The 13816-nt window shown below is 71.3% G+C and carries 12 protein-coding genes and 1 pseudogene; 6 read left to right on the top strand and 7 right to left on the bottom strand.

Annotated elements, in window-relative coordinates; genetic code table 11:
• Positions 1 to 112, top strand: a pseudogene (locus tag H7965_RS31350) (IS630 family transposase); the annotation flags it as partial.
• 133 nt (positions 113 to 245) lie between these two features.
• Here H7965_RS31350 and H7965_RS25785 read toward each other — a convergent pair.
• From H7965_RS25785 to H7965_RS25775, 3 genes are read right to left on the bottom strand one after another with little or no spacing between them, the layout of a single operon-like run.
• Positions 246 to 1112, bottom strand: coding sequence for a metal ABC transporter permease (locus H7965_RS25785; protein WP_186773425.1), 867 nt, complete (start codon positions 1110 to 1112; stop codon positions 246 to 248).
• Positions 1109 to 1861, bottom strand: a complete 753-nt coding sequence (locus H7965_RS25780; RefSeq protein ID WP_186773424.1) for a metal ABC transporter ATP-binding protein — start codon at positions 1859 to 1861, stop codon at positions 1109 to 1111. Before H7965_RS25780 ends, H7965_RS25785 begins: the two co-directional genes overlap by 4 nt.
• On the bottom strand, positions 1858 to 2145 hold the full coding sequence (locus H7965_RS25775) for a hypothetical protein (RefSeq protein WP_186773423.1): 288 nt from the start codon (positions 2143 to 2145) through the stop codon (positions 1858 to 1860). The genes H7965_RS25780 and H7965_RS25775 overlap by 4 nt, the downstream gene beginning before the upstream one ends.
• Before the next feature lie 28 nt (positions 2146 to 2173).
• Here H7965_RS25775 and H7965_RS25770 point away from each other — a divergent pair, with 28 nt between their 5' ends.
• Positions 2174 to 2797, top strand: coding sequence for a PEP-CTERM sorting domain-containing protein (locus H7965_RS25770; RefSeq protein WP_186773422.1), 624 nt, complete (start codon positions 2174 to 2176; stop codon positions 2795 to 2797).
• A gap of 257 nt (positions 2798 to 3054) precedes the next feature.
• Here H7965_RS25770 and H7965_RS25765 read toward each other — a convergent pair whose 3' ends face one another.
• Complete coding sequence (locus H7965_RS25765; protein ID WP_186773421.1) at positions 3055 to 3939, bottom strand: DMT family transporter; 885 nt, start codon at positions 3937 to 3939, stop codon at positions 3055 to 3057.
• Between the two features lie 39 nt (positions 3940 to 3978).
• On the bottom strand, positions 3979 to 4953 hold the full coding sequence (locus tag H7965_RS25760) for an aldo/keto reductase (protein WP_186773420.1): 975 nt from the start codon (positions 4951 to 4953) through the stop codon (positions 3979 to 3981).
• Positions 4954 to 5298: 345 nt separating this feature from the next.
• On the opposite strand from H7965_RS25760, the gene H7965_RS25755 reads away from it, so the two are divergent.
• The 3 genes from H7965_RS25755 (at position 5299) to H7965_RS25745 (ending at position 10136) form a co-directional block, all read left to right on the top strand.
• A complete protein-coding gene (locus tag H7965_RS25755; RefSeq protein WP_186773419.1) occupies positions 5299 to 6975 on the top strand; it encodes an NAD(P)/FAD-dependent oxidoreductase in 1677 nt (558 codons plus the stop codon).
• Between the two features lie 105 nt (positions 6976 to 7080).
• The gene (locus tag H7965_RS25750; protein WP_186773418.1) at positions 7081 to 8469 is read left to right on the top strand and encodes a hypothetical protein; all 1389 of its coding nucleotides are present in this window, start codon (positions 7081 to 7083) and stop codon (positions 8467 to 8469) included.
• 29 nt (positions 8470 to 8498) lie between these two features.
• The gene (locus tag H7965_RS25745; protein WP_186773417.1) at positions 8499 to 10136 is read left to right on the top strand and encodes a GMC family oxidoreductase; all 1638 of its coding nucleotides are present in this window, start codon (positions 8499 to 8501) and stop codon (positions 10134 to 10136) included.
• 6 nt (positions 10137 to 10142) lie between these two features.
• Here H7965_RS25745 and H7965_RS25740 read toward each other — a convergent pair whose 3' ends face one another.
• Positions 10143 to 10535 (bottom strand): hypothetical protein, encoded by a 393-nt coding sequence (locus H7965_RS25740; protein ID WP_186773416.1) that lies wholly within the window; start codon positions 10533 to 10535, stop codon positions 10143 to 10145.
• 110 nt (positions 10536 to 10645) lie between these two features.
• On the opposite strand from H7965_RS25740, the gene H7965_RS25735 reads away from it, so the two are divergent.
• Positions 10646 to 11623 carry a Bug family tripartite tricarboxylate transporter substrate binding protein gene (locus tag H7965_RS25735; protein WP_186773415.1) on the top strand — a complete coding sequence of 326 codons (978 nt, stop codon included), beginning with the start codon at positions 10646 to 10648 and terminating at the stop codon, positions 11621 to 11623.
• A 147-nt stretch (positions 11624 to 11770) separates the two neighbouring features.
• Here the strand turns inward: H7965_RS25735 and H7965_RS25730 are convergent, their stop codons facing one another.
• Positions 11771 to 13378, bottom strand: coding sequence for a coiled-coil domain-containing protein (locus H7965_RS25730; protein ID WP_186773414.1), 1608 nt, complete (start codon positions 13376 to 13378; stop codon positions 11771 to 11773).
• Between the last annotated feature and the right edge of the window lie 438 nt (positions 13379 to 13816).

Raw genomic sequence — 13816 nt, 5'->3', positions numbered from 1 at the left:
CGCCGCGCGGACCATCGACGGGCTCTGGGATGCCATCCGCGACGCCCTGCCACGCTTTACCCCGGAAGAGTGCCGAAACTACTTCACCGCCGCAGGCTATGAACCAGAATGATCGGATTCCGCCCTAGAGCAGCTTTTTTCACGCAGACTGTTCCCGGCCTGGATGAAACGGCTCCAGCACCGGCAAGGCGGCGCTTACCGGAGCGAAGACCCGCCCTGGCCAGGCAGCCTCGGCCGGGGCACGCCTACCCCTCCAGGTGCCGCCGTCTGAGCCGCGCCAGCAGCCCATCCACCGGCCCGGCCACCATCGAGACCGCCCAGGCCGCCCCAGCCGCCAGCACCACTGCCGGCCCGGCCGGGACATCGGCATGGAAGGACAGCAGCAGCCCGGCCACCGCCGCCAGCATGGCGATGCCCACCGACGCATAGACCATGCCGCCGACCTGCCGTGCCCAATGCCGCGCGGCGATCGCCGGCAGCATCATCAGCCCCACCGCCATCAGCGTGCCGAGCGCCTGGAAGGCGGCCAGCAGGTTCAACACCACCAGGCCGAGGAAGCCCATGTGCCACCACGCCCCGCGCGCCCCCACCGCCTGGGCGAAGCCAGGGTCGAAGCATTCCAGCACCAGCGGCCGCCAAGCCAGGGCCAGCGCCGGCAGGGTGATGGTGGCGGCGCCGGCCATCAGCAGCAGCGCCGCATCATCCACCCCGAGGGCGCTGCCGAACAGCAGGTTGGTCAGCTCCACCGCCCCACCGCGCCAGGACACCATGGCAACGCCGGCCGCCAGTGCCACAAGGTAGAGCGCGGCCAGGGAGGCATCCTCCCGCCCGCCGGTCGCCCGCGACAGCGCCCCGGCGCCGACCGCGACGGCGAGGCCGGCGACCAGCCCGCCCGCCGCCATCGCCGGTACCGAGAGACCAGCCAGCAGAAAGGCGGCGGCGACGCCGGGCAGGATGCCATGCGCCAGCACATCGGCGGTCAACGACATCCGCCGCAGCACCAGAAAGACCCCAAGCGGCGGCGCCGCCACCGCCAGCGCCAGGCAGCCGACCAGCGCGCGGCGAAGGAAGCCGTGGTCGAGGAAGGGTCCGAGGAGGTGGTCCAGGATCAGGCGGCGTCCGGCCGGGCGCAGATCCCGGCGTCGGGATCCCAGGCCTCGGCCATCATCCGGGCGCGCAAGCGGTTGGCGGCGGTCAGCACCTGCCCGGTCGGCCCCCAGCCGAGGCAGTCGCGCGCCAGCAGCAGGGTCTCGGGGAATTCGCGCTGCACCAGTTCCAGGTCGTGCAGCACGGCGATGATGGTGCGGCCCTCGCCATGCCAGCGCCGGACCATCGTCAGCAGATCGGCCGAGGTGCGGGCGTCGAGGGCGTTGAAGGGCTCATCCAGCAGGATCACCGGGGCGTCCTGCAGCAGCAGCCGGGCAAACAGCACGCGCTGGAATTGCCCGGCTGAGAGGCTGCCCACCGGTCGCCGTTCGAAGCCCTGCAGCCCGACCGCGGCCAGCGCCGCCTCGGCCCGTTCCCGCGCCGCCGGACGGATGGCGCGGAAGCCCCCGGTCTTGCCCCACAGGCCGAACAGCACGGCATCAAGGCAGTCGAGCGGAAAGCCACGGTCCAGCGCCGCCTGTTGTGGCAGCAGCGCGACCTGGCCGGCGGCGCCCTCGATCCTGCCGTGGTCGGGGCGGTGCAGCCCGGCCAGCGCCCGCAGCAGGGTGGTCTTGCCGGCACCATTCGGGCCGACCACCGCGGTGAGGCTGCCGGGGGCGAAGCGGCCCGACAGGTGATGCACCGCTGGCCGCCGGTGGTGGGAGACCGTGAGGTCGGCGACCCGGATCTCCGCCGGCGCGGCTGCGCGGCTCATGCCGCCATCGCCCAGGCAACGGCGATCCAGAGCAGCCCCAGGACGCCGGCCGCCAGCGCCAGGCGGGCGGCGGCACCGGAAGCCAAGGCGAGTGGGTCGGCGAAGCGAGGAGGCATGGCGTTACGAGATAACATATCAGGGGCGGCCGACAAGCCCGGCAGGCGGGCAAAGGCTGCGGGACCAGATAGGGGAATTTGTCGGGTAAATTTACACTCCATGGTGCCGCACCCGGTCATCCTTAATAATTTCAATATCTTAACTTTATGGCACAGGGCTTGCAGCAAGCCTGGCAACTCTGCTGGAGATAGCCTTATGCGCCGTTTGGCCCTTGCCGCCCTGGGTCTTCTGACCGGGGCGTACCTGACCGCAGCCCAGGCCGCGGTTACCACCTACACCAGCCAATCCGACTTCCTTGCGGCGATCGCGGCAAGCCACAGCGGGACTGTCACCCAAAACTTCTCGGGCTTCGCGACGCCGGAGGAACCCTTTCCCCTTGGCGGCCAGACGGTCGGCGGCATCACCTATGGCGCTTCCGTCGACGAGGTCTATGCAATCGATCCCGCCTTCGACCCGATGTATGACTGGGGCAGCGGTGCCGTGCTGGCACTCGCCTTGAGCGGCCAGTCCGTCACCCTGACTTTTGCCCCGACGACCGCCTTCGGCGCCTTTTTCGGTACTGTCATGGATTACGCCGGTGAGGTCACTATCGACATCGGGGGCGAGAGCTTCGACATCGTCACCCTTGACCATCCGAATTTGTACTTCGCCGGCTTCATCTCAGACACGCCCTTCACCTCGGTGACCATCACCACCCGCAATGACTTCTTCGGCACCATCATGGATGACATCATCATCGCCATCCCGGAGCCGATGTCCCTGGCATTGTTCGGCACGGCGCTGCTCGGCCTGGGCGTGGCGCGCCGCCGCACCGCCTGACAGCGTCTTCCAGCAGGACAACAGGCCGCCAGCCCGCCGGGTTGGCGGCCTTTTTCGTGTCAGGCGTCGAAAAGGCGCAGGGGGTGATGGAGCGCGACCCGGCGCCGCCTTGGCAAGCCCACCCCGAGTGCCTGTCGAGATTCTTTACGTGCCCTGCCAGCTACACTCCCCAGGCTTCCGGGCCGCACCCTCTCCCGCCTTCGAGTCGCACAAGGGAATCGGGTTGACCTCGGCACTGCATCCCGCAGCCCCCTGCCTCACCTGCGGGCCGCCAGCGCCACCCCGCCGAGCGTCAGCGCCAGCGCTGCCAGCTGCCGTAGCCCGAGCGGCTCGCCCAGCGCCAGCCCACTGCTGAAGACGCCGATCACCGGCACCAGCAGCGAGCCGATCGCCGCCGTGCCCGCCGGCAGCAGCCGCAGCGCACGGAACCAGGCAAGGTAGGCCAGCACCTGTCCCATCAGCGCCGCATAAGCCAGGCACCCCCAGCCCAGCACGGTGACGCGGCCGAACTCCACCCGCTCGAAGATCAGGGCGATGACCGCGACCGGCAAAATCCCGATCGCCAATTGCCAACCAACCAGCGGCACCGGCGGCATCTGCACCGGAAAGCGCTTGGTGAAGATGATCCCGCCGGCAAACATCAGCGCCGTGCCGAGGATCGCCGCCACCCCGGGCAGCTTCGCCACTAACGCCGCCGCCGGGATCGAGGCGAGCTGCCCCGCCATCAGCAGCGTCACCCCGGACAGCCCCAGGCCGAGCCCCGCCAGCCGCCGCCAGTTCGGCCGCTCGCCGAGGAAGGGCCAGGCCATCACCGTCGCCCAGACCGGCATGGTATAGGCAATGATCGCCGCCTCCGAGGCGTCCAGCCAGAACAGCGACAGCGGCGCCAGCGCCAGCCAGGAGGTCACGTTCAGCACCGCCGCCATCGCCAGCCGCCCCCATTGCCCGGGCAGCGGCAGCAGCCGCTGCCGTTGCGCCAGGGCCAGCAGCAGGAGCAGCGAGATGGCGACCAGGGCGCTGAGGATGCGGAAGGTGAAGGGCGGCCATTCCAGCATCAGCAGCTTCATGACGGGCCAATTGAAGCCCCAGGCGCCGCTGCTCACCAGCACCAGCGCATAGCCCTGCAGCCGCGCCGGGATCACCCGCGCGGCCCAGCCAACCGTGGATGTCGCATGTCCGGCTCAGCGACCCGGTGCGAGGATTGCTGCGATCCGGGCCAGGGTCTCGACCGGGAGAGGCCCCTTCTCCGCCGCGGCGATGGCGATCTCCAGCTGCTCGATCGAAGCGGTGCCGATCAGCGCCGTGGCGATCTGCGGCGGGGTGATGGCGTAGCGGATGGCGAGCTCCGCGAGGCTCGACGCATGGCCCTCGGCGACCAGCGGCGTGAGGCGCAGGGCGGTCGTCAGGTCCGTGGCGTAATCCGCGCCGGAGGCGATCGGTGCCACCTGCGGCATCGCCACCGGGTGCCGCTCCGCCGTCCCCGACAACGCTCCGGCGGCCAGGATGCGGATGCCGATAAGCCCGACGCCGCATGACACCGCGTCCAGCCCGAGTTCAGCGAAATCCTGCCCCGGCAAGCCGGCCGGCATCGGCGCCAGCCAGCTCGGGTTGAGCAGGTTGTAGGGCACCTGGGCGGTGTCGATGACGCCGGCCGACAGCAGCCGGCCGAGCGCCGCCGTGTCGCCCAACGCGGTGATGCCGAGGAAGCGGCACTTGCCCTGGTCGCGCAGCCGCTGCATCGCCGGCACGGCTTCGTCCAGCACCTGCGCCAGCGTGTAGCCGCCGGGCGAACCGATCGGATCGTGCAGCTGGAACAGATCGACGCTGTCGCGTCCAAGCCGGGCGAGGCTCGCCTCCAGCGAGGCGGCGATGGCCCCGGCGATGTCGCCGCGCGCCGCAGGCGGCAGCCGTACCTTGGTGCCGAGCCAGGGCGTCGCGCCCAGCGCCTTCAGGGCGCGGCCAAGGTTCCGCTCGCTTTCCCCATCGCCATAGGCCGGGGCGGTATCCACATAGGTGATGCCGGCGGCGAAGGCGCGGCCCAGCGAGGCCTCCTGCTCCTGCGGGGTGCCACGCACCAGCAGCCCGCCCACCGCCCCTGCCCCATAACCAAGCGCCGAGACCCGCAACCCGCTGCGCCCGAGTATCCGCTGTTCCATCTGCCGTCCTCCGCCTGCCCGGATCGCATTTCCGCCATCCGGCGTTCTGCTCTAAAAGCGCCAATCAGAACCAGGCGCTTGCTGGCGGCCTTCCATGGCTTTGCCGCGGAAAGCGTGCCGAAGCGCTGGTCGCAACCGATCATCGGATCCCCCCCAGAACTGCGACGCGGTTTTGCGGAGGGTCCTTGTGTCCCGCCCCTGAAGCTCGCCGCATTTTGCGGCGAACGGAAGGGACAAGCAGACCGCTGAAAACAAGGCTGGTGGACCGAAGCCGAAGGGCGCCGCAATGACGGCGAACCTCGGGTTCGGGAACCACCGAGCCTACCGCAGATTGCCTGGAAGCCCATGATCCGCCTGACTGAATTGCGCCTGCCCCTTGACCACCCGCCAGAGGCGCTGCGGGCCGCGGTGCTGGCCCGCCTCGGCCTTGAGGACGCGGCGCTGGAGGAGTTGCTTGTGTTCCGCCGCGGCCATGATGCGCGCAGCCCACGCGCCATCATGCTGGTCTATACTCTCGACCTCGCGGTGCAGAACGAGGAGGCGGTGCTGCGCCGCCACGCCGGCGACCCGCGCATCGGCCCGGCACCCGACACCAGCTACCGCTTCGTCGCCCGTGCGCCGGACGGCGCCACCCGCCCCATCGTCGTCGGCACCGGCCCCTGCGGGCTGCTGGCGGCGCTCACCCTGGCGCAGATGGGTTTCCGGCCGATCATCCTGGAACGCGGCACGCCGGTCCGGCAGCGCACCAAGGACACCTGGGCGCTGTGGCGCCGCGGCGTGCTGAGCCCCGAGAGCAACGTCCAGTTCGGCGAGGGCGGGGCCGGCACCTTCTCCGACGGCAAGCTCTATTCCGGCATCAAGGACCCACGCCACTACGGCCGTCGGGTGCTGCGCGAATTCGTCAGGTCCGGGGCGCCGGAGGAGATCCTCTACATCTCCAAGCCGCATATCGGCACCTTTCGCCTGGTGACGATGGTCGAGAGCATCCGCGCCGAGATCGAACGCCTTGGTGGCGAGTACCGCTTCGGCACCAGGGTGGTGGACCTGCTGATCGAACCCGATCCAGACGGCACCCGGCGGCTGCGCGGCGTGGTGCTGGAGGGCGGCGAGACCCTGGCTGCAAGCCAGGTGGTGCTGGCGATCGGCCACTCCGCCCGCGACAGCTTCGCCATGCTGCGCGACCGCGGCGTCTTCCTGGAGGCCAAGCCCTTCTCCATCGGCGTCCGCATCGAGCATCCGCAGGGCATGATCGACCGCGCCCGCTTCGGTGCCCATGCCGGCAACCGGCTGCTCGGCGCCGCCGACTACAAGCTGGTGCACCATTGCGGCCCAGGGGAAGCCAGCGGCCGCAGCGTCTACAGCTTCTGCATGTGCCCCGGCGGTACGGTGGTGGCCGCGGCCAGCGAGCCGGGCCATCTCGTCACCAACGGCATGAGCCAGTACTCGCGGGCCGAGCGCAACGCCAATGCCGGGCTGGTGGTGGGCATCTCCCCCACCGACTACCCGGGCGATGTCCTGGCCGGCGTGGAATACCAGCGCCGCTGGGAGCGGGCGGCCTATGCGGCGGGCGGCGGCGATTACCGCGCCCCGGCGCAGCTGGTCGGGGATTTTCTGGCGGGCCGGCCCAGCACCGCGCTCGGCGCGGTAGTGCCGAGCTACAAGCCCGGGGTGACGCCGACCGATCTGGCGCTCTGCCTGCCGGCTTTCGCGGTGGCGGCAATGCGCGAGGCGCTGCTGGCGCTGGACACGCAGCTCCCTGGCTTCGCCCGCGCCGATGCGGTGATGACCGGCGTCGAGACCCGCACCAGCAGCCCGATCCGCATCCGCCGCGGCTTCGATTTCGAGAGCGTGAACACCCGCGGCCTCTACCCGGCCGGCGAGGGCGCCGGCTATGCCGGAGGCATCCTCAGCGCCGGGGTGGACGGGATAAGGGTGGCGGAGGCGCTGGCGCTGACCGCGACCGGCCAGGCTGTGCCGAAGGAGATGAGCCGCGGCGCGGAAACCGCGCTCGCCTATGGCTGAGCCGCAGCGGCAAAGCGTGGATCACGCAACCAGCCAACAGGCCTGGCCGCCGGTTGAGCCGTTGTGGCCGCGGCCATAAGCTCCGCCCACTTCGGAGGACGCATCATGTTGGAGGCCGCTGATCGCAGGGCGCGGATCGTGGAACGGGCCGCCGCGCTGGCGCGGGACGTCGCACCGGAGCTGGCGAGTGTCCTGCTCACCCATTTCCCCGACGCCGAGACGCTGGACACGCTGCGTCCCGGAACGGCGGAGGATCTCGACACCATCACCGAGGTGAACCAGGCGGTGGCCGCCGAGCTGGCCTCGGCCGGCGTCCAGGTCGTGGTTCAGGTCGCGGATCGCGCCGCCTTCCGGCGCTGGATGGATGGCCGCGCCGATACGCCGGAGAACCGCCTGGCCTGGCGCCACCGCGGACATCTGCTGCATGGCGATGCCGCGCTCGCGGCGGTGGGCCTCGATGCCAAATTCGCCCGCCCGCGCACCGCCTCCGGACGGCCCGACGGTAAATCCGCGGGCAAATCCTCCGCCGCCGCCACCCCGGCCGACCGCCTGGTGAAGGCCTTCGTCAAGGACGGCGGCACGGAATTCGAGGCGCTGGCGCAGGAGCTGCTGAACGCCGGACGGCAGGGTGTGCTCGATCTGGCGATCCGCAAGGCGGGCGACCGCTATGGCGAGGCGGCGGCCGAGGATCTCGCCATGGAGTTGCTGGCGCTGGCCGAGGGCGCCGCGGTCGGCCCTGCCGGCTGGGCGGAGCTGGTGGCGCTGCCGGTGGCGCTGCCGCCCGGCGGGGCGCCGCAGCCGGAAGCCCTGGCCGAGAGCCTGGTCGCCGCCGGCGTGCTGCCGGACAGCATCGAACTCCGCTTCCTGCCGGGCTGGCGCTCCCCCTCGGCGCTGGCGCAGCTGAACCCCTGCGCGCTCCGCCACGTGCTGCTCGACATGGTCGCCGGCAAGCCGCCCGCCGCACTGCCCCCGATCCTGGCTGACAGCCTGGACGAGGATGGCTTCGGCGTGCTGCTCGGACTGCAGCTCGACTGGTCGATCCCGGTCTGGGAGGAGATCGCCGTCCATGGCCTGCCGAAGCTGCCGGAGGAGGGCGAGGAATCGCCCGAGGAGGCAGCGCGCGCCACCGCCTTCGACCGCTGGCGCAATGCGGTGCATGAGGCGCATGAGGGCTGTGTGCCGCTGGCACTCGTGCCGGCCTCCGAGGTCGCGGCCGAGATCGCCGATTTCCTTGACGAGGGCGGCGAGGAGCTGGGTGGGCTGGAGGAGATCCGCGAGTTCGTCGCGGTGGCCCGCGGCGAGGCGCCTGGCGAGGAGGTGGTCTGCCGGCCGGAGATCGTCGGCGACGGGCTGGAGCTCTCGCTCTACACCACGGGCGGACGCTTCCTCGACAGCCTCAGCCTCTCCGCCGAGCAGCTGCCGGCCCGGGCGGAGGAGACGCTGCGACTGGTTTCCTCCTTCGTCCCGTTGGTCAAGGATACGCCCGGGCACTAGCCATCCAGGCTGGGCCGTGGGGGGAAGCGATGTCGAACGGGAAGCGGCTGCCGGACAGCCCGGACAGCTTCGATTTCATTGTCGCCGGCGCCGGCTCGGCTGGGGCCGTGGTGGCAGCCAGGCTGTCGGAAGATGGCCGCCACCGGGTGCTGCTGCTGGAAGCCGGGCCGCCGGATCGCAATCCCTGGATCCACATCCCGCTCGGCTTCTCCCGCACCTATGTCGACCCGCGGGTGAACTGGAAATTCGAGAGCCAGCCGCAGCCGCAATTCGACGGCCGGCGGATCTATGTGCCGCGCGGCAAGACGCTGGGCGGCACCAGTTCGATCAACGGCATGGTCTACATGCGCGGCAATCCGCGCGACTACGACGACTGGCGGCAGCGCGGCTGCGTCGGCTGGGACTGGGAGTCGGTGCTGCCCTATTTCCGCAAGGCGCAGCACCAGGAACGCGGCGCCAGCGAGCTGCACGGCACCGGGGGGCCACTGAACGTCGCCGACCAGCCCGGCCATTCGGTGCTGGCCGAGGCGATGATCGCGGCGGCCGAAGCGGCCGGCCTGCCGCGCAACCCGGATTTCAATGGCCCGCGCCAGGAAGGCGCCGGCTACTACCAGACCACCACCCGTGGCCGCCGCCGCTGGAGCAGCGCCCGCGCCTACCTGAAGAGTGCGGCGGGGCGGCCGAATCTCGAGATCCGCACTCTCTGCCAGGCAACGCGGGTGCTGATCGAGGCGGGACGCGCGATCGGCGTCGAGTACCAATCGCCACGCGGGCGGGAGGTGGCACGGGCGCGGCGGGAGGTGATCGTCTCCGGCGGCGCCTATGGCTCGCCGCAGCTGCTGCAGCTCTCGGGCCTTGGCCCGGCCGAGCATCTGCGGGAGATGGGGATCGAGGTGGTGCGGGACATGCCGGCCGTCGGCGCCAACCTGCACGACCATTTCTGCACCTATCTGATGTGGCGCTGCAGCCGGAAGATCACCCTGAACGACCTGGAGAACAGCTGGCCACGCAAGATCCTGGCGGCGTTGCGCTACGGGGTGAACCGCTCCGGCCCGATGGCGGTGAACGGCATCCGCGCCGGGGTCTTCGCCCGCTCCGACAGCCGGCTGGAACGGCCGGACCTGCAGATGAACCTGATGGAATGGAGCACGCTGGAACGCTCCGCCGAAAAGGTGGTGCCGCACCCCTTCCCCGGCTTCACCCTCGGCCTCGTGCATCTGTCGCCGGATGGCCGCGGCACGGTGCGGCTGGCCAGCCCCGACCCGCTGGCGCCGCCTGCCATCACCTTCGGCTTCCTCGGCTCGGCCTATGACATGCAGGCAATGGTCACCGGCGTGGCGCTGGCGCGGCGCATCGTCGGCCAGGCGGCAATGCGGCCCTATGTGGTGGAGGAGCTGGTCCCCGGCCCGGCGACGGAGCAGGAGACGGAGGTGGCAGGCTTCATCCGCCGCACCGGCGTCTCCAACCACCACCCGTCGAGCAGCTGCGCCATGGGCACCGGCAGCAACAGCGTGGTCGACCCGCGGCTCAGGGTGCATGGTATCGGCGGGTTGCGGGTGGCGGATGCCTCCATCATGCCGAGCGTGGTCGCCGGCAACACCAACGCGCCCTCCATCATGATCGGCGAAAAGGCGGCGGCGATGATCCTGGAGGATGCGGCGGGGTGATCCGCCTCAAGCCTTGATGCCGTAGTCGGCGAGTTCCGGCCGCATCGCCTCGATGACGAAATCGACGAAGGCGGCCGGGGCATCCAGGTAGAACTCGCGGTCGGAGTAGCTGCCGACGGTGGCCGCCAGGCCGCGCGCCTCAAGCCACGCCGCCAACGCCTCCAGCGCCTCACGCGGCGTGTCGCTGAGGAAGGCGACCTGCGACCGCAGCTTGTCGGCATCGCGCCCGGCGGTGTCGCTGCGGCTGAATTGCAGGTCCACATTGGCGCCCGGCTGGCGCAGCCAGATTGCGCGCTCGGTCCGCCGTAACTCGGTGAAGCCGAGCTGTTCCTTCAGCAGCGCGACCACCGTCTCGAAATGCCGGGCGTCGAGCCGGTTGGCGACGTGGTTCAGCCGCATGCGCCTGTCCTTCCTCGGTATCCGCTGGCCGACATGGCCCTGCCGGGCGGCGGGATTGCGCCCGAGTCCGCCGCCGGTATGCTGCGGCAGAATCGGAGGAACGCTCAATCATGCAGCGCCGCACCCTGCTGGCCGCCGCCAGCCTGCTGCCCACCACCGCCCTGGCCCAAGGGACTGCCCAGGGCACCGACTGGCCGAATCGGCCGGTTCGCATCGTCGTCCCCTTCCCGCCCGGCGGCCCCAACGACATCATCGCCCGGCTCTATGCCCAGGCGCTGACGCCAATCCTCGGCCAGCAGGTGGTGGTGGAGAACCGGGCCGGCGGCTCCGGCGTCGTCGGCACCGACAGCGCGCTCAAATCCGCGCCCGACGGCTACACCGTGGCAATCTGCGACGGCGGCTCGCTGGTTATCGTCCCGCATACCCAGCCGACCATGCCCTACAAGGTGCCGGAGGATGTCGGCCTCATCACCGTGGTGGCGACGGTGCCGGAGGCGCTGGTGGCGCATCCGAGCCTCGGCGTGAAGACACTGCCGGAGCTGCTGGCGCTGGCCAAGCGCCAGCCAGGCAAGCTGAACATCGGCACCGCCGGTGCCGCCGGAATCTCCCACCTCACCGCCTTCCTGTTCAAGGCGCTGACAGGGGCGGAGGTGGAGGTGGTCCCCTATCGCGGCGCCGCCCCGGCGGTGACCGATCTGGTCGCCGGTCAGATCCAGCTGCTGTTTGCCGACCTGCCGGTGATCCTGCCGCATATCCGCGCCGGGGGGATGGTTCCGCTGACGCTGGCGGCCCGCCAGCGCAGCGCCGCCCTGCCGGATCTGCCGACCACCGCCGAATATGGCGTGCCCCGGCTGCTGGCGGAGAATTGGTACTGCATGGTCGCCCCGCCACGGCTGCCTGCCGCGATCCAGCAGAAGCTGGCGGCGGCGATGCGGCAGGCCAGCCAGACCGCGCCGCTGCGCGCGGCCTTGGCCGAGCAGGGGGCGGAGGCGACCTGGACCAGCCAGGCGGATTTCGCCACCCAGGTGCGGGAGGAATCGATCGTCTGGCGCGACATCGCCCGCAGCGCCAACATCCGCGCCGAGTAAAGCGGATCGCGGAGGGGCTTGCGCCGCTCCGCAAGAATGGCTCCGGAGGATCGGCGTTCGGACATGAGCGCGGTCCCTGCGGCGCATGATTGCCCCGGGTGAATACCCCGGGGCGTGCACCGGCGGTGCTACGATGCCCGACCTGGCCTACTGCCGCCCGCCACCTTCCATCGGCGCTGCGCGATCGGCTGCGGGGACACCGGCCGGCCCCGCCGCCGGGATCGCCTCCGATGCCTTCGACCGCTCCTGCATCAGCCGCGCCATGGTGTCCGCAAGGTCACGGCGCTGCTGTTCCAGCCGTGCCTGGGACGCGGTGATCTCGCCGTTCAGCGCGTCTCGCCGCCGCTCCAGTGCCACCACCTCGCCGCGCATCGCCTCCAGCTCGCGGCGGAGCTGGGCCTGTTCCTGCCGCGCCGCCTCGGCGGCGGTGCTGGCCTGCCGGGTCTCCGCCTCCAGGCCACGCATCCGCGTGCCAAGCTCGGTCAGGGCGTTGCGGCGGCTCGCCAGCTCGGTGTCGGCCGCCGCGGTCTCAGTCCGCGCGGTCTGCAGCCGGCGCTCCTCCGCTGCCGTGCCATCGCGCAGCTCGGCCAGCCGCCGCTCCGCCGTGCCGACCGCAGCGCGAAGCTCAGCGCTGCGGGCCTCGAGGCTGCGCAGGGTCTCCGCCGCAGTCTCGCGCGCGGTGCCGAGGCGCGCCAGCTCCGCCTGCGCCTGGCTGACCGCGTTGCGCCGCTCGGTCAGAGTCGACTCCGCCGCGGTCACGCTCTCGCGCAGCCCGGCCAGCCGGCGTTCCGCTTCCGCGACGTTGGCCCCCAGGCCACGCACCCGCTGGTCGGCGGCCTCGGCTGCCTGGGTAGTACGGGCCAAGCGGGTTTCGGTCTCGGCCAGGGTGGCGCGCCGCGCCGCCAGCTCGCGCTCCGCCAACGCGGTATCGGCTCGCAGCGCGGCAAGCCGCCGCTCGGTCTCGGTGCTGGCCTGGCGCCGCTCGGCCAGGCTGCGCTCCGCCTCCTGGATGGTGGTTCGCAGCCCCTGCAGCCGGGTCTCCTCGGTGGCGACTCGGGCGCGCTGGCTCGTCAGGCTGCGGTCCTCCGTCGCCACCTGCTCCCGCAGCGTGGCGAGGTTCCGTTCGGTGGTCGCCGCCTGCTCACGCAGCGTGGCGAGGCGCCGTTCCTCGGCGACGGCACGTTCGCCAAGGGCGGCCAGCCGGCCATCCTGGGCCGTCGCCTGGTTACGCAGCTCGGCGAGGCGCCGTTCCGCCGCGGTCGACTGGTCGCGCAAACCGGTCAGCCGGCGATCCTCGCTGCCGGCCTGCTCCTGCAGCCCGGCCAGGCGCCGCTCGGTCTCCGCCACGCTGCCGCGGCGTTCGGTCTGGCTCTGCTCCAGCGCCCCGGCCTCGGATTGCAGGCCGGCGAGCCGGCGTTCCTCCTCGGCCAGCCGGGCCCGCTGCGCCCGCACCTCGACCTCGGCCGTGGCCCGGCCGCGCTGCGCGGCGGCAAGCGAGGCGCGCGCCTGGGCCAGCCGCTGGTCCAGCACGGCGAGGTCGCCGGCGGCCTGGCGCTCCGCCGCCAGGGTCGATTCCAGTTCCGCCACCCGTTGGCGCAGCACGCCGCCCTGGGTCTCGGCTGCAGCAAGGTCGCGCTGCATCGCATCGAGGCGGCTGGTCCGTTCGACGGTCAGGCCGCAGCCCGACAGCGACGCCAGCAGCACCGGCCCGATGACCGCCAGGGACCGCCTTGGCCCGCGCGATGATGTCTGCATCAGCCATTCCCCCCCTGCCCCCGATGGCTGCCATGGCGCATGGTCGCAACGGCTCCGTCAACCACCGCCGAAGGCGGCGGTGCGCAAGCCGGGTCACGATTGCCTGTTGCGGCCCCGGCCGGGGTGATCCTGGCGGCAGCGGAGTGCGTCCGGGGCTGAACGTAAGCCGCTGCGGCCGAGCGTCGGAGGATCGACGCCTCGCGGGCGCCCACGACCCGATCTACGGCGACTCGCGTTGATGTCCGACCGCCAATCCGCCGTAGCCTGTCGTTTGCAAACCTAAGAGCGTCTCTCAAAACCGGCCTTCGTTAGTAAGAGGGGCAAAACCTGTGGTGGTCAGGCGGGCTGGCAGCGCTGCCGGACCAAGTCGGGCAAGTACGGGATGCTGGCTTGGCCTGGGATGCCGAGCCTGGCGCCGAGGTAATCCCAGAAGCTGAG

The organism is Siccirubricoccus deserti (assembly GCF_014283215.1).
GTDB classification, from domain to species: Bacteria; Pseudomonadota; Alphaproteobacteria; order Acetobacterales; family Acetobacteraceae; genus Siccirubricoccus; species Siccirubricoccus deserti.
Note: the sequence above shows the minus strand (reverse complement) of the source record. Positions and strands in the feature narration are given on the sequence as shown.